20 protein-coding genes and 1 pseudogene are annotated in these 19,992 nt (G+C 67.6%); 10 read left to right on the top strand and 11 right to left on the bottom strand.

The genetic code is table 11. The features are described from left to right. Positions 1-199: 199 nt before the first annotated feature. From argJ to mutT, 5 genes and pseudogenes are all read left to right on the top strand, one after another. A complete protein-coding gene (gene argJ, locus AC1DVA_RS07595) occupies positions 200-1,450 on the top strand; it encodes a bifunctional glutamate N-acetyltransferase/amino-acid acetyltransferase ArgJ (RefSeq protein WP_476805538.1) in 1,251 nt (416 codons plus the stop codon). Continuing rightward, positions 1,419-1,874, top strand: a pseudogene (locus AC1DVA_RS07590) (DMT family transporter); the annotation flags it as partial. The gene argJ and the pseudogene AC1DVA_RS07590, both read left to right, overlap by 32 nt. Before the next feature lie 100 nt (positions 1,875-1,974). Continuing rightward, a complete protein-coding gene (locus AC1DVA_RS07585; protein ID WP_476805550.1) occupies positions 1,975-2,352 on the top strand; it encodes an EamA family transporter in 378 nt (125 codons plus the stop codon). Continuing rightward, positions 2,349-2,864, top strand: coding sequence for a carboxypeptidase regulatory-like domain-containing protein (locus tag AC1DVA_RS07580; RefSeq protein WP_476805537.1), 516 nt, complete (start codon positions 2,349-2,351; stop codon positions 2,862-2,864). The genes AC1DVA_RS07585 and AC1DVA_RS07580 overlap by 4 nt, the downstream gene beginning before the upstream one ends. Beyond that, complete coding sequence (gene mutT, locus AC1DVA_RS07575) at positions 2,861-3,277, top strand: 8-oxo-dGTP diphosphatase MutT (protein WP_476805549.1); 417 nt, start codon at positions 2,861-2,863, stop codon at positions 3,275-3,277. The genes AC1DVA_RS07580 and mutT overlap by 4 nt, the downstream gene beginning before the upstream one ends. Positions 3,278-3,279: 2 nt before the next feature. Here mutT and AC1DVA_RS07570 read toward each other — a convergent pair whose 3' ends face one another. The 6 genes from AC1DVA_RS07570 to AC1DVA_RS07545 form a co-directional block, all read right to left on the bottom strand. Then, the gene (locus AC1DVA_RS07570; RefSeq protein WP_476805536.1) at positions 3,280-3,948 is read right to left on the bottom strand and encodes a DUF930 domain-containing protein; all 669 of its coding nucleotides are present in this window, start codon (positions 3,946-3,948) and stop codon (positions 3,280-3,282) included. A gap of 101 nt (positions 3,949-4,049) precedes the next feature. Further along, the gene (locus tag AC1DVA_RS07565; RefSeq protein ID WP_476805535.1) at positions 4,050-5,252 is read right to left on the bottom strand and encodes a winged helix-turn-helix domain-containing protein; all 1,203 of its coding nucleotides are present in this window, start codon (positions 5,250-5,252) and stop codon (positions 4,050-4,052) included. A 117-nt stretch (positions 5,253-5,369) separates the two neighbouring features. After that, a complete protein-coding gene (locus AC1DVA_RS07560; protein WP_476805534.1) occupies positions 5,370-5,492 on the bottom strand; it encodes a hypothetical protein in 123 nt (40 codons plus the stop codon). A 30-nt stretch (positions 5,493-5,522) separates the two neighbouring features. After that, complete coding sequence (locus AC1DVA_RS07555; RefSeq protein WP_476805533.1) at positions 5,523-6,047, bottom strand: CAP domain-containing protein; 525 nt, start codon at positions 6,045-6,047, stop codon at positions 5,523-5,525. A 4-nt stretch (positions 6,048-6,051) separates the two neighbouring features. Next, positions 6,052-8,685: a DUF3772 domain-containing protein gene (locus tag AC1DVA_RS07550; RefSeq protein WP_476805532.1), complete on the bottom strand. Its 2,634-nt coding sequence runs from the start codon at positions 8,683-8,685 to the stop codon at positions 6,052-6,054. A 214-nt stretch (positions 8,686-8,899) separates the two neighbouring features. After that, positions 8,900-9,985, bottom strand: a complete 1,086-nt coding sequence (locus tag AC1DVA_RS07545) for an ROK family protein (RefSeq protein WP_476805531.1) — start codon at positions 9,983-9,985, stop codon at positions 8,900-8,902. 205 nt (positions 9,986-10,190) lie between these two features. Here AC1DVA_RS07545 and AC1DVA_RS07540 point away from each other — a divergent pair, with 205 nt between their 5' ends. Continuing rightward, positions 10,191-10,646 (top strand): DUF2938 domain-containing protein, encoded by a 456-nt coding sequence (locus tag AC1DVA_RS07540; protein ID WP_442865040.1) that lies wholly within the window; start codon positions 10,191-10,193, stop codon positions 10,644-10,646. A gap of 99 nt (positions 10,647-10,745) precedes the next feature. Here the strand turns inward: AC1DVA_RS07540 and AC1DVA_RS07535 are convergent, their stop codons facing one another. Genes AC1DVA_RS07535 through gloB form a run of 3 tightly spaced genes read right to left on the bottom strand, consistent with a single transcriptional unit; the run spans position 10,746 to position 12,734 of the window. After that, positions 10,746-11,498 carry a GNAT family N-acetyltransferase gene (locus AC1DVA_RS07535; RefSeq protein WP_265050676.1) on the bottom strand — a complete coding sequence of 251 codons (753 nt, stop codon included), beginning with the start codon at positions 11,496-11,498 and terminating at the stop codon, positions 10,746-10,748. Positions 11,499-11,505: 7 nt separating this feature from the next. Beyond that, positions 11,506-11,961 (bottom strand): cupin domain-containing protein, encoded by a 456-nt coding sequence (locus AC1DVA_RS07530; protein ID WP_442865041.1) that lies wholly within the window; start codon positions 11,959-11,961, stop codon positions 11,506-11,508. An 8-nt stretch (positions 11,962-11,969) separates the two neighbouring features. Continuing rightward, positions 11,970-12,734 carry a hydroxyacylglutathione hydrolase gene (gloB, locus tag AC1DVA_RS07525; RefSeq protein WP_476805530.1) on the bottom strand — a complete coding sequence of 255 codons (765 nt, stop codon included), beginning with the start codon at positions 12,732-12,734 and terminating at the stop codon, positions 11,970-11,972. A gap of 201 nt (positions 12,735-12,935) precedes the next feature. On the opposite strand from gloB, the gene AC1DVA_RS07520 reads away from it, so the two are divergent. From AC1DVA_RS07520 to AC1DVA_RS07505, 4 genes are all read left to right on the top strand, one after another. Further along, complete coding sequence (locus tag AC1DVA_RS07520; RefSeq protein WP_265054937.1) at positions 12,936-13,703, top strand: class I SAM-dependent methyltransferase; 768 nt, start codon at positions 12,936-12,938, stop codon at positions 13,701-13,703. 102 nt (positions 13,704-13,805) lie between these two features. Next, on the top strand, positions 13,806-14,759 hold the full coding sequence (locus AC1DVA_RS07515) for an acetyl-CoA carboxylase carboxyltransferase subunit alpha (RefSeq protein ID WP_265050679.1): 954 nt from the start codon (positions 13,806-13,808) through the stop codon (positions 14,757-14,759). 197 nt (positions 14,760-14,956) lie between these two features. Continuing rightward, positions 14,957-16,387, top strand: a complete 1,431-nt coding sequence (locus AC1DVA_RS07510; RefSeq protein WP_265050680.1) for a L,D-transpeptidase family protein — start codon at positions 14,957-14,959, stop codon at positions 16,385-16,387. 213 nt (positions 16,388-16,600) lie between these two features. Further along, entirely contained in the window at positions 16,601-17,506 is a 906-nt protein-coding gene (locus AC1DVA_RS07505; RefSeq protein ID WP_265050681.1) for a TorF family putative porin, read from the top strand. Positions 17,507-17,581: 75 nt separating this feature from the next. Here the strand turns inward: AC1DVA_RS07505 and AC1DVA_RS07500 are convergent, their stop codons facing one another. Next, a complete protein-coding gene (locus AC1DVA_RS07500; RefSeq protein ID WP_265050682.1) occupies positions 17,582-18,253 on the bottom strand; it encodes an AroM family protein in 672 nt (223 codons plus the stop codon). A 59-nt stretch (positions 18,254-18,312) separates the two neighbouring features. Then, on the bottom strand, positions 18,313-19,986 hold the full coding sequence (locus tag AC1DVA_RS07495; RefSeq protein WP_476805529.1) for an OPT/YSL family transporter: 1,674 nt from the start codon (positions 19,984-19,986) through the stop codon (positions 18,313-18,315). Positions 19,987-19,992 lie beyond the last annotated feature (6 nt).

The following is a 19,992-nucleotide window of genomic DNA, read 5'->3' as shown; positions in this document are numbered from 1 at the left end:
AGACCCGAGAATCTCCGGGAAGAAATGCCCGGGACGAGCCGAGCATGACGTAGACCCTCGATTTCGTGGGCGGCCCTTGCGGCCGCCCTTCTTGTTTTCGTCATCGGCCTGCGGCAGAGGGACTCTCGAACGAGACGCACTGCCCGGCCAACGAACGATTCGCCGGTCTTCCAGCAGTGTTCCGCAGGAGGAAGTCGCGATGGCCGGCAAGGATGTCCCCGTTTCCCCGCTCGCGCCGAAGCGCCAGCCCAAGGTTCCGCCGATCCCGGGCGTGCGCTTCGCCACCGCCGAGGCCGGCATCCGCTACAAGGGCCGCCAGGACGTCTGGTTCGCGCTGCTCGACGAGGGCACGCAGGTCGCGGGCGTCTTCACCCGCTCGAAATGCCCGTCGGCCCCGGTCGACTGGTGCCGCGAGAATCTGAAGCAGGGCTCCGCCCGCGCCGTCGTCGTCAATTCCGGCAACGCGAACGCCTTCACCGGGCTGAAGGGTCGCGATGCGGTCAAGCTCACCGCCGAGATCGCAGCCAAGGCTGCCGGCTGCAAGCCGCAGGAGGTCTTCATCGCCTCGACCGGCGTGATCGGCGAGCCGCTCGACGCGACCAAGTTCAAGGGCGTTCTCGACGAATGCGCCAAACGCGCCGCTGACGGCCCCTGGCTCGACGCCGCCAGGGCGATCATGACCACCGACACCTTCCCGAAGGCCCGGACCCGCAAGGCGAAGATCGACGGCAAGGAGGTCGTCATCGCCGGCATCGCCAAGGGCGCCGGCATGATCGCGCCGGACATGGCGACGATGCTCTCCTTCGTCTTCACCGATGCGCCGATCGCCGCGCCCGTACTGCAGGCCCTGCTCTCCAAGGGCGTGAAGGGCTCCTTCAACGCGGTCACGGTTGACAGCGACACCTCGACCTCGGACACGCTGATGCTGTTCGCCACCGGCAAGGCGGCGGCCCGCGGCGTGCTGGCGATCACCGAGGTCAACGACATCAGACTCTCCGGCTTCAAGCGCGCCCTGAACGCGATCCTGCTCGAACTCGCCCATCTCGTCTGCAAGGACGGCGAAGGCGCCCGCAAGTTCGTCGAGATCCGCGTCAGCGGCGCGACTTCGGCCCGCTCGGCCAAGCGCGTCGCGCTCTCGATCGCCAATTCGCCCCTGGTCAAGACCGCGATTGCCGGCGAGGACGCCAATTGGGGCCGCGTCGTCATGGCCGTCGGCAAGGCCGGCGAGCCGGCCGATCGCGACAAGCTCGACATCGGCTTCGGCGACATCCTCGTGGCGAAGCAGGGCGCCCGCGCCCCGTCCTACGACGAAGAGGCGGTATCGAACTACATGAAGGGCGACACCGTCGTCATCACCGCCGATCTCGGCATCGGGCGCGGCAAGGCCACGGTCTGGACCTGTGATCTGACCAAGGCCTATGTCGAGATCAATGGCGATTATCGCTCCTGAGGCCGCGCCACCGCAGGAGCCAAGCCGCAGCTTCATCGCCGTCAACCTTGCGATCTGCTCCCTGCTCTGGGGGTCGAGCTACCTGTTCATCAAACTGATGAGCGGCGAGGTTTCAGCGCTTGCGATCGCCGCGAGCCGCGGCGTACTCGGCGCTGCCGTGCTGTCGCTCTGGAGCCTCGGACGCGGGCGCAATCCGCTGCCGCGCCGGGCCGAGATCGTGCCCTGGATCATGCTCGGCACCACCAATGGCTGGTTGCCGAACGTGCTCGTCGGCTATGCGCTGGTCCAGCTCGCCAGCGGCCCCGCGGCGATGATCCAGGCCGCCGGCCCGCTCGTCACCGCGCTCGTCGCTCATCTCGTCTTTTCCGAGGAACGGCTGAACCGGCGCCGCCTCGGCGGCATCCTGCTCGGGATGATCGGCGTCGCCCTGCTGATCGGGCCGCGTCTGTTCGAGGGTGGCGGCACCGCGCTGAGCGTGCTCGCAATGATCGGAGCAAAGCTCAGCTACACCGTCGCCAACCTCTATGTCCGCACCGTGCCCGCCGCGACCGGCGACCCCGCCCGGCTGGCGCTGGGCCAGCAGATGTTCTCCGGCTCGAATCCTGACGCTCGCCGTCGTCGGCCCGGCGGCCTTCGCGCCGCTGCGCCACCATCTGCCGGCCATGCTGGCGCTCGGCATCTTCGCCACCGCAATCCCCGTCACGGTCTTCATGCGTCTGATTCGGGCCGCGGGCCCGACGCGCGCCGCGATGACCGGCTATCTCGTACCGACGGTTGCGGTGATCCTCGGCATTCTCGTCCTGCATGAAGACTTGGAGTTGCGGCAAGTCCTTGGCGGTTGCATCATCCTCGCTGGCGTCTTCCTGGTTACGACGGCGCCGCGCAGGTTGGGGGCGACATGAAGATCGGATTGTTCGCGGCGGCGGCTCTGGCCGGCGTCATCATGGCTGGTTGCGTCGAGCGCAAGCCGGCAACGGTCGCTTTCTCAACGGAGGAGGCGGCCTACATCAAGAAGCACGGAACCGGCGTCGTCACCGGCCATGCCTTCCGCACCAAGCCGAGCGGCGTCGTGGTCAATGCCGCCGGCCAGGTCGTACACCTCGTCCCGGCCACCGCCTTCGCCCGGGAGCGTTTCGCCAACCTCTACGGCCAGGGCAAATACGTCCCGCATCGCAACTATCCGGCCAATGACACGGTCGATCCCGCCTATGCCGAATACACCCGTGCGACCAAGGCCGAGGCGAATGGCCGCTTCGTCTTCGAGCATGTCGCACCCGGCAGCTATTTCATCACCACCCAGGTGATCTGGGGCGATGAGAGCGCCTTCACGCGAGAGGGCGGCTTGGTCTATGACAGCGTCACGCTGACGGGCAAGGAAACCGAGCCCGTCCAGGTCATCCTCTCCGGCAACTGAGACACCCCGTGAAGCTGCTTCTCGTCGTCGCCTGCGCCCTGATCGATGCCGACAACCGCGTCCTGGTCACGCAGCGCCCCGAGGGCAAGGCGCTGGCCGGGCTCTGGGAATTCCCGGGCGGCAAGCTCGAGGCCGGCGAGCGGCCGGAGCCCGCGCTGATCCGGGAGCTGTCCGAGGAGCTCGGCATCACCGTGAAGGAGGATTGCCTGGCACCGCTGACCTTCGCCAGCTACGCCTATCCGGAATTCCACCTGCTGATGCCGCTCTATATCTGCCGGCGCTGGGAGGGGACGGCGATCTCCGGCGAAGGGCAGGCGCTGAAATGGGTGCGGCCCGGCAAGCTGCGGGAGCTGGCCATGCCGCCGGCCGACGAGCCGCTGATCCCGCCGCTGATCGACCTGCTCGGCGCCTGACCTCAGTGGACGGCCGGCAGGCCGAGCGCCTGCCAGCGCGCTGACGGAATGGGATCGCCGACATGGAAGGCGAAGGCCGTGACGCGCTTGAGATCGGCCGAAACCGTGCATTCGAAGCGCAGCGCATACCAGCGCCGCCTGCTGCGGAAGGCCGCTCCCTCCGCCCGCAGAATGTGATCGGTGAGCCGGATATCGGCCATCGCATAGGCGCTCACCCGGTCGGGCTCGAAATCCTGCCGCCAGGCATGGATCTGCCCCATCGCCTCCAGCCCGCAGAGTTGCTCGATACGCTCGTCCGGCGCCAGGCGCGGGAGCATGGCGAGCGTGTCGCGGCTGCGCGCATTGGCCAGGACATCGGCCGATAGCAGGCGCCGGGGCCGCACGAACCCGTCGGCTTCAGGCTGAACGGGCGGCGGCTCGACCGGAGGCGGCTCGATCGGAGCAGGCGCCGCGACGATGGAAGGCGGCGCTGGCGGCGGCCGCGTCATGGCCTGGAATTGCTCAGGCGTCTGCAACTCGACCTCGACGCTCTGCTCTGTAACGGCCGGCAGATCGGCGAGCTGCTGGACACCGAGGGACGCCAGCCATGCCAGAAGCGCCGCATGAATCAGCGATGCGGCCGGGAGGCCGGGATCGGGCAGTAGCCGCCGCGTTCCTGTCGCCGGGCGCATGCTTCAGGCCGACGATGCCGGGCGCGCCGGCGCATCGGGCCGGAAATTCGGTGCCATCCGCCTGCTCGCGCCCCGGTTGTGACGGACCGCAACAGCGCCGATCAAGCCGGCATTTTTGTGGTCGTCTCTTCCACGACCGGCTCGATCTCGCCCTGTCCCAGCTGGAAACGCTCGAAGCGCTGAAGCTCGTCCTCGATGGCGCGTTTCAGCTCGGGGGTTTCGTGGCCGTCGAGCCAGGTCCATTGCTGCATCAGGAGCTTGCCCGCCGCACGGTCGGTCTTGAGGTCGAGCACGGCGACGACGCGGTCTCCCGCCAGCACCGGCAGGCCGAAATAGCCGTAGAGGCGCTTTTCCTTCGGCAGATAGGCCTCGAAGACGTGGCCATAGTCGAAGAAGAGCTTCGCCCGCTTGCGCTGGATGGCGAGGGGATCGAAGGGCGACAGGATGTGGATCAGCGTCGCGTCCGGTTCGGATATTGGCTCCAGCATCGCCGGCGCCGCCCAGTGCTGCGTCTTGCCGGCGCCTTCCACCGCGACGGGCACCAGTTCCTTGCGCCGGACACGCGCGGCCACCAGCTCCGCCACCGCCTTCTTGCTCGGCGCATCGAGATGGCAGACGGAATCGAGGCTGACGAGCCCCTGCGAACGCAGCGCCCGGTCCAGCTTGTAGGCCGTGATCTGCCGCTCGCTCGCCGGCGTCGGCTTCTTCTCCCACTGGAAGTGCCGGTCGAAGAGCTCGTAGGTCTTGAGCATCCCCGCACGCGCCGCTATCGCGAGCTCGCCGTCGTAGAAGGCGCGCTCCAGCAGGCCCTTGGACGGCTTCTTGCTGGCCCAGAGATGCGCCTTCTCGATCAGCTCCTCCTCGATGTCGCGGATCGTCAGCGCTCCGTCCCTGCGGATGCGGCGCAGGAGCTTGCGCGTCTCCTCGCGCGCCCCGACGGCCGACCAGCGCTTCGGCTCCTCGCGATGCGCCTTCATCTCCGGCAGGAAATAGCGGATGTCGCGGGTCGCCACATAGGCCAGCGCATGCGTCCAGTACTCGAAGACGCTCTTCTCGACCGACTGCAGATGCGCGAGATCGCTGCGGCGATAGCCGGGAATCCGGGCATAGAGGATGTGGTGGTGACAGCGCTCGATCACGTTGATCGTGTCGATCTGGACATAGCCGAGATGCTCGATCGCCGCCCGCGCTGCAACTGGACCGGAGCCAAACGGCTCGCGCGTATCGAGCCGCTGGGCATGCAGCCAGATGCGGCGGGCCTGTTCGGTGGTCAGTGAGAGCGGCTTGCGGGGGCGCGGAGGCATGATCCGCAGGCTAGCTTCGTCTTCTCCCCGCGGTAAGGGGGCCGCGGCGGCACCGCTGACAGGATGTGGCGGGAGCCGCCGCAAGCCGTTCCGGGTTCGGAACGCTCCGGCGCTCTGTCAGAACTCCCCGCTCAACCCGAAGCGCGCGCCGCCAAAGCTGTTGCCCGCGAGGCTGACGCCGGCATTGATCGTGACGGGGATCGCGACATCGAGGCGATGCGCCACCGCGAAGCCCGCCACCCATTCGCACGCTCGACAGACCGGACAGACCTATGGCGCGACGACCAGCGCCCAGTAGACCTGATATTTCGAGCCCGGCGCATAGGCCGTGGCGATGCCCATGCGCTTGGCCTTCGCATCCTTCATGACGCGATCATGCTGGGGCGAATCCCGCCAGCCGGAGAAGGCCTCGGCGAGGCGGCGGTATCCGGCCGAGAGATTGGCCTCCGCGCCGGGCTGACCCTCCTTTGCGAGCCGCGCCTTGACCGCGTCGGCCTGCGCCGGCTTGTCGGAAGCCGCCATGGTTGCCGCTTCGCGCTGCGCCGCCTCGACCAGAGCGGGGTCGAGCGCGAGAGCCCCGAGGCCTGCATTGAGCCGATAGGCCGAGATCATCGCGCGCGCCTGCTCGGCATCGACCTGAGCGGAAGCGGAACCGAGGTCCCGGTAGAAGGCCGGCTGCCCCTGCCGCTGAGGCTCGGTGCAGCCAGCGACGCCGAGCAGGGCGAGCGCGCCCGCCAGCGCGGCCGGGCAGGTCATCGCGCGCGAACCGGCGGCGCGGCGCAGAAAGCTGGGCATGCGATCATTCCTTGCTGTCTTCCTTGGCAGGCTCGGGCGCTGGAGCAGGCGCGGGCTTCGTCGCCCCGGCCTCTTCCTCCTCATCCTCCTCCAACACAACCGGCTTGCGCGACCGGCGCGTTGCAGCGGGCGATGCCACCGGCTTCGCGGGCTCCCAGCCAGTACTGCTGCGCGCGCCCCCGCCCCGGCCGACAGCCACTGCGATGCTTTCGAGTGAATACTCGACGCCTTCCAGCCCGCGCACCACCAGTTCCGGCGTGCCGGCGGCAGGTTCCATATCGGCGAGGCGCTTGTGGATGGCGAAGTTCATGTCACTGGTGACGCGCCCGACGATCTCGACATCGGCCACGACGCAGACCAGCTCGAAATCCATGGTCGTGGTGCCGAGCTTCTTGAACTGCACCACCGGTGGCGGCTTCTGCATGACGTCGCCATGGTTCGAAGCCACTTCGGAGAGCATTGCCCGCACCTGCCCGGCCTCGAGCGTGCGTGGCACCGATAGCGCAATCAGCACGCGGCCCGTCCGGTCGCTGCGGACGCGGTTGCGCACCACGCCGGAGATCAGGTTCGAGTTCGGCACGATCACCGTCGAGCGGTCGAAGGTCGCGATCTCCGTCGAGCGGACATTGATGCGCTTGACGATGCCTTCGGTGTCGCCGACCACCACCTGGTCGCCGACGCGGATCGGCCGCTCCCAGAGAAGGATCAGGCCCGAGACGAAGTTTGACACCACCGACTGCAGGCCGAAACCGATACCGACCGACAGGGCCGAGGCGACGAGGGTGAGACGTTCGAGGCTGAGGCCCACAGCCGAAACCGCGATCGCCACCGCGCCGATATAGCCGACATAGCCCGCCGCTGTGGTGATCGAGTTGCGCAGCCCCGGATCGAGGGCGGTCGTCGGCAGGAACTGGTTGTCGAGCCAGCGCTGCATCGCCCGCGTCGCCGCGATCCCGAGGCCGAAGACCAACGCGAAGACGACGATGGTCGAAATCGAGATCGTGACGCCGCCGACCTGGAAGCCGAAGAAAGCCGCGCTCAGCGAGACCAGGAAATCGGTCGATTCCAGCCCCCATGGCGCGAGCACCATCAGGACCGTGATGACGATCAGAAGCAGCTTCAACGCGCCGACGCTGATCACCGCGACCTTGTCGAGCGTTGTGCTGCGCAACCCCATGCCGGCCTTCAGCGTCAGCGCGAAGCGGCCCTTGCCGGTCAGGAGCCGCGGAAGGCCGAGATCGATGAACTGGAAGGCCAGCAGGAACAGGCAGGCGACGATGCCGATCCAGAGCGTCTGCTCGGCCAGGAAGGCCGCGAAGATCACATAGCCGGTGAGTGTCGACAGAATGATCAGGAAGCCGATGATCCAGCCGAATATCCGAACCGGGCCGAGGCTCGCCCCGTCCACCGGCACGTAAGGACCAAGGCAGGCTTCCTGCTCGACCTCGTCGTCATCGCGTATCTGAAAAAGGCCGGCGATCAGTGTCAGGGCGAAGAGGATGGCGAAGAAGGCCTTGACGATGATCGAGACCGCAAGGCCTGCGGCGATCGCCTGGAGCCAGGCCTCGAAGACCTTGCCCACCGCCATCACCAGCGCGAGCGAAGAGGCGATCCACACGACACTGCGGGCCGTCGGATCCATGACGCTGACCAGGCGCCGCTGCGGGCTGGACGGTGCGAACAGGGCGTCGGCCAGAGCCTGAACGAAGGCGAAGAAGGCGAGCCCGGCGACCAGCGCCCAGATCACCGGCTGAATGCGCGGCGGCAGAAGCCCCGTGGTGCTCAGCGCCTGGTAGATCAGCCAGCTCGCCAGCACCGGCGGCGCCGCGCCGGCGACGATATGGGCGAGCGCCACATAAAGGCAGTGCAGATTGCCGGTATCCTGCGTGTTGCCGTAGCGCGCCTTGAAACGCGGCAGATAGCGGGCGCGGGCGACGTAAAGCAGGATGGCGCCGATCAGGGCGAGCGCCACGACGGCACCCCGCGATCCGGAGAACGCATCGCGCACCCCCTCCAGCCAGCCGCCGAAGATGTATCCGGACGCCCGCAGATCCTCCGGAGCCGTGGTGATGGCGTTGCTCCAGACTTCGGGATTGGCGACCGAAGGCCCGGCGGCGAAAAGCGCCTTGGCGAAGATTTCACGCCGCTTGTCGCCGATGCGGCTCTGAAGCTGCTCGGCTTGAAGCAACGACGCCTTGGCGATCTTCAGCGTCTCGTCGGCATCGGCATAAGCCTTGGCCCGGGCCTCGCGATCACGCGCGATCTCGGCGCTCTCGGCCGGAGCGCTGGCCTCGGGTTTTGGGCCGAGCTGGTCGAGCCGGAGCTTGGCCTGGTCGACGCGCGGCGTCTGCTCGTCGACGATGACGCGCAGCTGGTCGAGCGAAGGTTGAAGGCGGATCCGCTGCCTCTGCAGCTCGGCATCGGTGGCATCGGGCGAGGCCAGCGTCGTTTCGATCTGCGCCAGTTCGCTGCGGACGGCATCGAGCCGCGCCCGCGCGCTGCCTGGATCGGGCGATGCCGCCGCCGTCTGGGCGAACGAGGAGGTTGCAGCCGCCATCGCCAGCACGAGCCAGAGCAGGCACGTCGCCAAAAGCCCTCTGAGGCTTTGGAAAGGCGTCTGCGCCACGCGTGCTGCCATGGTGGTGCGACCCTGTCCCACGTGATTCGGCTGAGGCTCGACCCTCGGCACAGCCGTGCCCGCAAGGCAAGATGGAAAGCGGAATTCGGCGGCCGGCAAAACGGTGCTCCTCGGATCGCGGACGGGCGTCTCTGATGAGCCGGTCGGCGGCTCGGGGTCAGCTCATCGCCGCAAAACACGACCTGAAGATGGCACCGCGGTCGGTTCTGGCGCCTCAGCGCTTATCGGAAGCCCTGCTTTTCAACCGGTTGCGATAGCTCGCATTGCCCAATCCGGTCCCGATCGTCAGCACCGCCCAGTTCTCGACATCCTGCATCGCCGGCATCTCGCTCAGGCCCTGGATGACGGCATCGTTGTGCATCACGACCTCCGTCTCATGCCTGCCGATCTCGGGAACGAGCTGGCGGATGCTGTCGACGAGGTTGAAGCGGCTGCTTTCCCAATTGCCCGGGAGATTTTGGGCTCCGCGCTCGATCGCGCCGTCCGGCTCGATCAGGCCGGGGCAGCCGACGCCGATGAAGGGCGCGACCTTCAGGCCCTCCTTCTCCGCGTTCTGGATCTGGTCGCGCAGCATCTTTCCCATTCGCTTGATCGCCTCGTCGCGGCTCGGCTCCTCATCGGCATGTCGCCAGAGATCCGATTTCCAGACGCGCGCCCGGCTCAGATCCGGCGCCTTCGCCTGCCGGAGTTCGACGATTCCCGCGCGGATGTTGGAGCCCCCGATATCCACGGCGACCAGGCTGTCATAGGCCTCGAAGATCCATTTCGGTGCGAGATGGGCGCTGCCGACGAGCCCGGCCTCGTCCGGATGATGACTGACGGGCACGAGATCGAGATCGCGACCATCGGTGCGCAGGATGATGGCGGCGCGCGCGATGGCGAGTTCGCCGACACGGCTCTCGCGAAAGCCGCCTCCGACGACGATGCGCTCGACCGCGGCCCAGCTCTTCAGGCGCGCGAATCTGCGGATGACGAAGGCGAGGGACTGCGCGAAGCCCTCGACCGCGCTGAGCACCAGCGCAGCCTCCTTGGCGGCGCCCTCCTTCAGCAGCGTGTCGAGTTCCTTCTTGCTGATTTCGGCGGTCTTGCCCTTCAGCGGGTCGTCGCCGTTGCGCTTGAGATGGCTGCGCAGCGCGTCGAGATGCTCGACGAAGGCGCGGCGGCTCGCCTTGTCCCCGACGAAGCCGTCATCGTCCCGAACCTCCAGATTATAGCTGGTGACGACGACGGACGGCAGTTCTGCCGCGCCATGCGGCCCGGTTCCGGCATTGCGTGGTTTGTCGGCAGTCGCCGTGGCCATGATGGATCTCCCCCGCGGATTCGCGAAGGCAACCCCTCAGGGGCGCGCGGGGTTCCGCGGCAGAGGCGATGCGCCGCATGCAGCGCGCCTCTGCGCGATCCGGCCGGCCAGGCTGTTGACCGCCGTCGCAATCGCCGCTCCAACGGACGGGAGGCCGCCGTGAAGCGGGCTGGGGGAACGAAACGTGTCGGATCTGATCTTTCGCATGGTCGTCATCGGCGTCGGCGCGACCGCGCTGTCCGATCTCTGGGCGCAGTTCCTGCGGCTTTTCGGCCTGCCGAAGCCGAACTGGGCGATGCCGGGCCGCTGGTTCGCCCATCTGCCGCGCGGGCGCCTGTGGCATGACGACATCGCCAAATCCGAGCCCGTGGTGGGCGAGCTCGCGATCGGCTGGATCTGCCACTATCTGGTCGGCATCCTCTTCGCCGGCATCGTGCTTGCCATCTGGGGCGGGGACTGGGCGCGCAATCCGACCTTGCTGCCGGCATTGCTCGTCGGCTGGGCTACGGTCGGCTGCGGCTGGTTCATCCTGCAGCCCGGCATGGGCATGGGCGTCGCTGCCTCGCGCCGGCCGAACGCCGGCCAGATCCGGCTGCTCAATATCGTCAGCCACACCATCTTCAGCCTGGGGCTTTACGGCACTGCGCTGCTGACGCGGTAATTCACCCTCGTCATGCCCGGGCTTGACCCGGGCATCTCGTGACGCAGGGGCGCCGGGGCCTCTTCCGGCCTGAGATTCTCAAGCCCGAGAATGACGCCGTCAATCGAGAATGCGCGTCTCGTACTGGTAAAGCTGGCGGAAGCCGAGGCTGCCGTAGAGGTTGATCGCGACCGCATTGCCTTGTTCCACCTGCAGGAAGGCGTCGGCGCAGCCCATCGCGCCGGCCCAGCCCATCAGCCCCTGCACGATCCTGCGGCCATAACCATGGCCGCGATGGTCGGGATCGACGCAGATCAGACCGATCTCCGCCATACCGCGCTCGGCCACGCCCATGCCGAAGGCCACCGCCTCGCCCTCGACCAGCCAGGTGGCGAAGGCCGCGGGAAGCCTGACCTTCTCGACGATCGCCGCCAGATTGGCGACATGGGTCTTGTTGCCGCTCTGCAGCGCCGCGACGCCGGTGAGCCATTCCAGGCTCGGCCGCGCCTCGATCTGCAGTTCGGCCTCCTCGGACGGCGCGACATCGGCAAGCGGCGCGATCTGGCCGAAGGACTTGTCCTTGACGCGATAGCCGCGCTCCAGAACGGCGGCGCGCGTTGTCTCGGAAACGAGCGGAGTCAGCCTGATGCTCGGCACCAGCCCGTCGGCACGATAGAGCTCCTCGATCAGGTCGAGCATGTCGGCATCGAGTTCGGCGCCATAGACGAGAGGCGTCGCCGCGTTGGCCCGGCCGGAATAGCCATTGGCGAAGCGCAACACCCAGTCGCCGACGATGAGCGTCGACAGCGCCGGCCAGGCATTGATGATCCGCCGCTCGCATCCGAGCACAAGCGCGCTGTCTTCGGTCTTCATCAGCATGTCATCCCCCCATCGGCTTGCGCGGCGTCGGCCGCCAGCCCGGCGGCGCCATCTCGAAGCCCTTGAATTCGAACCCCGGCGCGACCGTGCAACCCACCAGCGTCCAGGCGCCGAGCGAGGTCGCGCTCTGCCACCAGCCGGCCGGCACCACGAATTGCGGCCGCTGCCCGGCGGCGAGATCGGTCCCGACATGATGGGCCGCGGCGTCATGACCATTGGGCGATACGGTGATGACCAGCGGCGCGCCGGCATAATGATGCCAGATCTCGGCGGCATCGACGCGATGCCACTCCGAGGTCTCGCCGGTATCGAGCAGATAATAGATCGCGGTCGAGAAGCCGCGTCCCTCCGGCCCGGCCGGATCGCGGAAGGTTTCGCGGTAGTGGCCGCCCTCGGGATGGGGCTTGAGCTCGAGCAGCCGGATCACCTCGGCCGCCGTCAGGCCGTCGAGCCGCATCGTCATGGTCAGAACCGGTTCTTGGCTTCGCGCAATGCCGTGAAGACCTTGTCGGCCGGAGCGCCGACGAGCCCCACCGCAGCGGCCAACGCGCCCTCTCCGGCACGGAAGAACGGATTGGTCGCCTGCTCTTCCCCGACCGTGGTCAGGGCCCAGAAGCGGCCTTCCGCCTTGGCCGTCTCGGCTTCGGCGAAGCGGGCGGCGAGCGCGGCGTTGGCGGGATCGACCGAGCGGGCGAAGCGGGCATTGGCGAGGGTGTAGTCATGGCCGCCGAGCAGCCGGGTGTCGCCCGGCAGCTCCATGAGCCGCGACAGCGAGGTCCACATCCGCCCCATCTGGCCCGGCTGGACGCGCCCGCAGCCCATGACGAAGACGACGTCGCCGACGAGCGCAAGCTTCGCTCCACGCCCGACATAGCTGAGATGGCCGTCGGAATGGCCGGGCGTATGCCAGATCTCGAAGCGCTCGCCACCGAGCGAGACGCTGTCGCCCTCGCCGATCACCTTGTCGAGCGGCGCGCTGGCGCGGGCATCGGCCGGTCCGACGACGGTGGCTCCGGTCGCCTGCTTCACCTCGTCGACGCCCTGTGTGTGGTCGTGATGGGCATGGGTGATGAAGATGTCGCTGATCGTCCAGCCCTTCTCCCGGGCGGCCGCCATCATCTCGCCGGCATCGGGCACGTCGATCGCCGCGCAGGCTCCCGTCGCGGGATCGTGGAGCAGCGCCCCGGCATTGTCGCTGAGCGTGCGAAAGACGTGAAGGTCGAGCGGCATGGCTTCCTCCGGCAGGGTCGACCCATCGGGTCGAACGGACGATCGGCCCCCTGCATGGGCCATGCCCGGCGCTCGATCAACCCACCGCAGGCGCAGCCGGTGGTTGCGGCAAGAGCGGACGGCAAGTGCGGGCGGTCTGTGCGGGCGATCTCTGCGGACATTCCCTTGCGTTCGGCGCTTCAGCGCTCCATGTCAGGCGCCATGCCTCTCGACGTCGTCGACCTGCGCGCCTTCTATGCCAGCCCGCTCGGCCATGTGGCCCGGCGCTTCATCGGCCGGGCGATGCTTCGTTTCTGGCCCGACTGCGCGCGCCAACGCCTGCTCGGCCTCGGATATTCGACGCCTTATCTCTCCGTGCTCGGCCTGCAGGCCGAGCGCACCATCGCCTTCATGCCGGCCGCGCAGGGCGTGGTGAACTGGCCCTCGCCCGGCCTCACGGCCTCGGCGCTGGTCGAGCCCACCCTGCTGCCGCTGCCGACGGCCTCGATCGACCGGGTCGTGCTCGTGCACGCACTGGAGGAGACCGAAAGCCCCGACGACCTGCTTGAGGAGGTCTCGCGCGTCCTCAACCCCGGCGGGCGCATGATCCTCGTCGTGCCGAACCGGCGGGGGCTCTGGGCCCGGATGGACGGCACGCCCTTCGGGCAGGGCCGGCCCTTCAGCCGCCGCCAGCTCGGCGCCCTCATGCGCGCCGCCGAGTTCTCGCCGGAGCACTGGGTCGAGGCGCTCTACGTCCCGCCGCTGCACAGGCGTCTGCTGATGCGCTCGGCACCGATCTGGGAGCAGATCGGTGCCGGCCTGTCGCTGCCCTTCGCCGGCGTCCACGTCATCGATGCCACCAAGCAGTTCTACCGGCGCGCGCCCTTGCGCGCGACGCGGCGCAGCTTCGCATTGAGACCGGTCCTGCTGCCGCAACCGACGCCGACGCCCCGCGAGGCAAACCCGCCGGAGACGGCGCGGACGGGTTGACAATTTCGCCGGGGCGCGGCCAAGGTCCGCCGCCTTTCATGCCGGTTTTGCCCTAAACCGCCGTTCCGCCCGATTTTCGCGCGGATTCTGAACTGGATCACGATGCGTAGCTATCTGGATTTCGAGAAACCGGTCGCCGAGCTGGAGGCGAAGTCGGATGAATTGCGGGCCCTCGAGGCCCGCGGCGACGGCATTTCCCTGTCGGAAGAGATCGGCAAGCTCGACGCCAAGGCTAGCCAGACGCTGAAGGACATCTATGCGGCGCTGACGCCCTGGCAGAAGACGCTCGTGGCGCGCCATCCGCAGCGTCCGCATTTCAAGGATTACTGCGCCGGGCTGATCGCGGAATTCACCCCGCTCGCCGGCGACCGCGCCTTCGGCGAGGACGAGGCCATCATCGGCGGCTTCGGCCGCTTCCGCGGCGAGCCGGTCTGCGTCATCGGCCAGGAGAAGGGCGATTCGACCGAGACCCGCATCCGGCACAATTTCGGCATGCCCAAGCCCGAGGGCTATCGCAAGGCCGTGCGCCTCGCGGAGCTGGCCGACCGCTTCGGCCTCCCGGTCCTGAGCTTCGTCGATACCGCCGGCGCCTATCCCGGCATCGAAGCCGAGGAGCGTGGCCAGGCCGAGGCTATCGCCCGCTCGACGGAGGCCTGGCTCGGGCTGCGCAGCCCGAGCGTCGCGCTCGTCATCGGCGAGGGCGGCTCCGGCGGCGCCATCGCCATCGCCGCCGCCAGCCGCGTGCTGATGCTGGAGCATGCGATCTATTCGGTGATCTCGCCCGAAGGCGCGGCATCGATCCTCTGGCGTGATACGGCGCGGGCGCAGGACGCGGCCACCGGCATGAAGATCACGGCGCAGGACCTGCTGAAGTTCGGGGTCATCGACCGGATCGTGCAGGAGCCGACCGGCGGCGCCCACCGCGACGCCCAGGCCGCGATCAGCCGCGCGGGCGATGCCATCGCCGCCGCGCTCGGCGATCTCGCCGGTCTCGGAGCCGAGGATATCGTCGCCAAGCGGGCGGAGAAATTCCTCGCGATCGGGCGCAATCTCTAGGCAACATCGGAGCTAGATATCTCGCACCAGCGAAGGCGAGGCTTCTTTACCGGCCGTTGACCATGTGGCCAGACTCACCCTGCCTATGGTAAGGAACCCTCAAGCCTAACGCTTCTACAACGAGTCGACGGGCACAATTTGGCCGTCTTGCGAAGTCACAGGTCGCACCCCGGCCTGCCGTTCGAGGGATTGACGACGTGGCACTCAAGCAACTCGCACTCGTGGCTTTTGTTGCATTGACCGTGGCGGCCTGCGAGGAGGACCGCTATCGCGGCGCCGCGCGCCACAACATTCCGATTCCGAGCGCGACCTATGCGCTGATGTCCGAGAAGGGCATGAGCAAGGACCAGCCGATCCTGATCCGCTCCTACAAGAAGGAGTCGGAGCTCGAGGTCTGGAAGCGCAAGGCCGACGGTCAGTACACCCTGCTCAAGACCTTCCCGATGTGCCGCTGGTCCGGCCAGCTCGGCCCGAAGGTCCGCGAGGGCGATCGCATGGCGCCGGAAGGGTTCTATGCCATCGCTCCCCAGCAGATGAACCCGAACTCGTCCTATTACGTCTCGTTCAACATGGGCTATCCCAACGCCTATGACCGGGCTCATAATCGCACCGGCGCCCATCTGATGGTCCATGGCGCCTGCTCCTCGGCCGGCTGCTATTCGATGACCGACGACCAGATCGGCGAGATCTATGCGCTGGTGCGCGAGGCCCAGAATGCCGGCCAGCGCGCCGTGCAGATGCAGGCCCTTCCGTTCCGGATGACGCCGGAAAACCTGGCCAAGCACCGCCTCGACCCGAACATCGCCTTCTGGAAGAACCTGAAGGAAGGCACCGACTATTTCGAGGTCGCCAAGGACGAGCCCGCGGTCTCCGTTGTCGGCGGCCGCTATGTCTTCAACGGCGGCTCGACCCCGGCAGCCGTCGCCGAGAAGCGCCAGAGGGACGAGATCCAGGTCGCTTCGCTCGTCGCCAAGGGCACACCGGCGATCAAGCTGATCTATGACGATGGCGACCAGCACGCCTCCTTCAAGCAGGCGCTGATGACCGGCGGCTCCGACGCGCTCAACCGCTCGGCTTCCTGGGCCTCGAAGGATGTCGGCGTCAGCCGTGCCGATGCCCTGTCGGTCGGTCCTCGGGTCGTCGTCCTCGACGACAAGGGCAAGGCGAAGGCGACCGTCCGCGCCGCTTCGGCCGATAACGACGCCGTTCTCGCCGCGATCGCCGCAGCCCCTGCGGAAGAAGCTGCAAAGCCCGACGCTGCCAAGGTCGAGGCGAAGCCGGCCGCCGCACCGCGCCCGGCGGCAGCCCCGGCCGCTACCCAGCTCGCCAAGGTCGCACCCGGCAACGCCCTGCAGGCGCCGGTGCTCGCGAGCGCGGCCTCGAACCCGGTCGCGCCGACCGAGGAGAAGCCTCTGCTGCAGCGCGCCCTCAGCTTCATGCCGGTCTTCGGCGGCGGTTCCAGCGCCACGGCCGATCAAGGCGTGGCCAGCGCTCCGGTCGCGTCCGTCGCGCCCGCGACACCGGCCGCCACCAGCGCGCCGCTGCCGCCCCGCCGCGCCAACGGGCTGAAAACGTCGAGCCTCGACCAGTCGACGGCGGGCTATGCGAGCCAGCCGGCGATGCGTTGAGGCCCTGCCCGGCCGCCGTCACGTCGTGACGCAAATGCAACAGCCGGACAGATAAGCGAGACTGCCTGTTTTGCAGGCGCGAAGACCTCCCCCTGGGAGGTCTTTTGCTTTTTCCGTGAGCGGAGCGCCCAAAACCTCGTCTTGCCGCCAAGCCGGGCTCGCCCGTTTCATGGTGCGACAGCGCAAATCAACGCGCGGCGAGGGTTTCCGTAGATGTCCGATCTTTTCCGTTCCTCGATTATGGGACTGGCTTTGGCTGCCGCCGTCGGCGCGGCGCAGGCCTCCGACCTGCCGAGCAAGAAAGGGCCGCCGCCCGCGCCCGTCGTCCCCGCGATCACCTGGTTCGATATCGCGGTCAGCGTGAAGGGCATGACCGATTATAATTTCCGCGGCATCTCGCAAACGGACCGCAAGCCGGCGATTCAGGGCGGCGCCGAGCTGCAGATCTACAACAACATGTTCTATCTCGGCGTCTACGGATCGAGCGTCGACCTGGCCACCAGGCCCGATGCCGAGATCGACTTTTATGCCGGTGTCCGCCCGAAATTCGGCGATCTCGCCTTCGATTTCGGTGTCTGGCAGTACTACTACCCCAGCGAGAAGCAGCTGATCGACGCTGCCGGCGTGTTCTGGACACCGAAGAACACTGACTTCACCGAGGTCTACGGCAAGGTCTCCTACACCTTCGCCGAAAGCCTGACGGTGGGCGGCAACGTCTTCTACGCCTGGGACTGGCTCGGCACCGGCGCGAGCGGCACCTACGCCTCGGTGACGGCGAAGTACAACCTGCCCTTCCTGGAAGGTCTCTCGGTCTCCGGTGAGTTCGGCCACTACTGGCTCGGCACCACCAACCTCGCCATCTGGTCGACCGTGCCGCCGACCAATCTGCCCGATTACAGCTACTGGAACGCCGGCGTCTCCTACACCTGGAAGAACGTCACCGCCGACCTGCGCTACCACGACACCACCCTGTCGAAGAGCGAGTGCTTCCTGCTGACCGCCGATCCGCGCGGAATCTCCAACGGCACGGGTCGTTCGAACTGGTGCGGTGCGGCTGTCGTCGGAACGCTCTCCTTCGACATCACCGCCAGCAGCGTCGGCATCTTCGCGCCGAAATAAACCCCGCTCCATCCGGACAAGCACAAAGGCCGCCTCAAGGGCGGCCTTTTCCGTTTCGGCGGATGCAGCCCGCCGTCAGACGATCTCGGAAACCAGCTTTGCGATCATGCCGTTGGAGAGGATGACCGGCAAGCCGGCTTCCGCCGCCTCGCGGCGATGTCTCTCCACGAAGCCCATGCAGTCCATCAGCAGGATTTGCGCGCCGCGTCCGGCCAGCTCCCGCGCAGCCTCCGCGATCGAAACGCCCGCACCACCATAGGGCGACGCCGCGGCATAGAGCGGCGCGCGGCCGAGCGGCGCCCATTTGCCGGCCTCCGAGGAAATCTGCTCGGCCAGCGGCACGATGATGCCGAGCTGCGCGCCCTGCGTCAGTGCCGCCACGGCCGGCGGCAGGATGCGGTCGGGTTCGACGAGGCGCGCCTTCTCAGTCGACAGGCTCGCAAAATGGCCGGTGCAGAGCATCAGGATGGTGCTGCAGCCCTCGGCCTCGAGCATGGCGAGCTTGTGCTGTGCCGCAGCTTCCGTTCGGGCGCGGTCGATGACGACCGCGCTGCCGTCGAGGAGCTTGGTGATCAGCACTGGCTGGCCCGGCTCCGTTGCGAAATCCCGTTCGATCTTGATGCGGCTCAGGCCGTCGAGAACGCCGGCATGGCGCTGTGGCACACTCGCGCCGATCACCGCGTCGAGGATCGGCGTGATGTCGGCGCGTGGCGCCTGGCCGATCGTGAGGGTTCCCAGCTTGCTCATGATCCCGTCCTCCATAAAAGCGAAGGACCCGGGTGGCTTTCCGCCCAGGTCCAACTTGTTCAGCGCTTCCAGAAGTTCTTCGAGACGGAGTCGAAGAACGAGAAGATCGCATCGCCCGCGATGACGCCGGCGGCAAAGACCTCCATGTCGCCCTCGCCGCTCGCGCCGCGCAGCTTCTCCCAGATGACCCGGCAGAGGATGCCGGCCAGCACCGCCCAGCCCGCCATCGGGAAGTTGATCAGCAGGCCGGTGGCAAAGAGCACGCCGATCTGCCGCTTCGGCCCCCCGATGAATTGCAGGATCGCGCCGGGTATCGCCCAGAGGAGGAGCTGCCAGGCGACGCCGGGCGCCACGCCGGCCTTGATCGTCGCGGCATAGACCTTGTTCACGGGGGCGACGAGGTTCTGGTCGAAGAAGGACTGGTAGGAGAACAGGACGACCGCACCGGCGATGACGAAGGCGAACATCGCGGCGAAGAGCTGCTGGCGGCGGCCTTCGCGCTCGAAGGCGGGATCGGCGCCGTTGCCGCGCAGCAGGTAGCCGGCCTTGAGATCATAGCCCATATCGGCGAAGGCGGGCCCGGTCGCGGCGGAGAAGCCGACCAGCAGAGCCAGCGCCGGCATCGGAAAGCCGATCAACATGCCGATGATCAGCGTGATCAGTGCGACCGCGAAAGCCGGGAACCAGCCGGAATGCATCGCGGCTAGGCCGACGATCAGCTCATGCACATAGGCGGCGAAGGCGGCATAGAGCACGAACAGGATGAGCATGCCGATCGACATGTCACTCATCAGCCCGCCGACCAGCGCGATGAACACCGCGATGACGAGATAGCCGACGGTGCCCAGCCCGAGCGCCCGCTTCACTTCGGCATCGGAGACGCCTGCGCCCACCTCGCCCGGCTTGGTCGGTTCCGCCCGCCGGAACAGCAGCAGCGCGACCTGCAGCAGCGCGACGAGGCCGGCGCCGATCATGAAGCCGTGCGGGATATAGGCGGCCATCAGGTCGCCCTTGGGAATGATGGTCTCGAAGAGTGGCCCGCCGAAGAGCTGGCCGGAATAGCCGCGCAGCAGGAGGCCGATGCCGAACATCAGCAGCGCCCAGATATTGCCGATGAAGGCGACGCCGAAGGCCGACATCGGGATGCCCGAGACGGCGGCCGAGCCGGCGAAGCCGATCCAGGCCAACGGAATCTTGACGAATGAGACGAGGATGCCGGTGCCGAAGCCGACTCCCATCAGCACTGCCTTGCGTCCACCCTCATCGCCGGCCTTGATCGCCTCGGCGGCAGCGACGCCCGGCGGCCAGGCGCCCGTCGCGGGGAAGACGCGGGAATCGAACATCCGGTAGAGCAGATAGGCGTCGAGCAGCATCGCGAAGAAGGCGCCCGCCAGCATCGGCAGCACGAGGTCCGGCCGGCCGAGCAGCCAGGGAATACCGACCGGCAGGAGCAGGCTGTTCGCCGCGCCGAAGGTGGCCGAGGAGATCGCGCTCTGGGCCAGGTTCTGCACATGGATCGAGCGGTAGCGCGTGAAGGCGGCAAGCGGCACGCGCGCCAGCGCCATGGCAGCAAGTGCGCCGATCAGCGAGGTGTTCGCGGTGATGCCGAGCGACACCAGCAGCTGCATGCCGATGATCGCACCGAAGACGCAGAGAATCGCGATGAGCAGCAGCGTCGCCGGTTCGAACAGGCTGGGGTGCCGCTGAGGCACCCCTTCAGTCGGATTGTTCATGCCTCA

This window comes from Allobosea sp. P4_C6 (assembly GCF_056402015.1).
The sequence above is the reverse complement of the archived record's forward strand: the minus strand, read 5'-3'. Positions and strand labels throughout refer to the sequence as shown.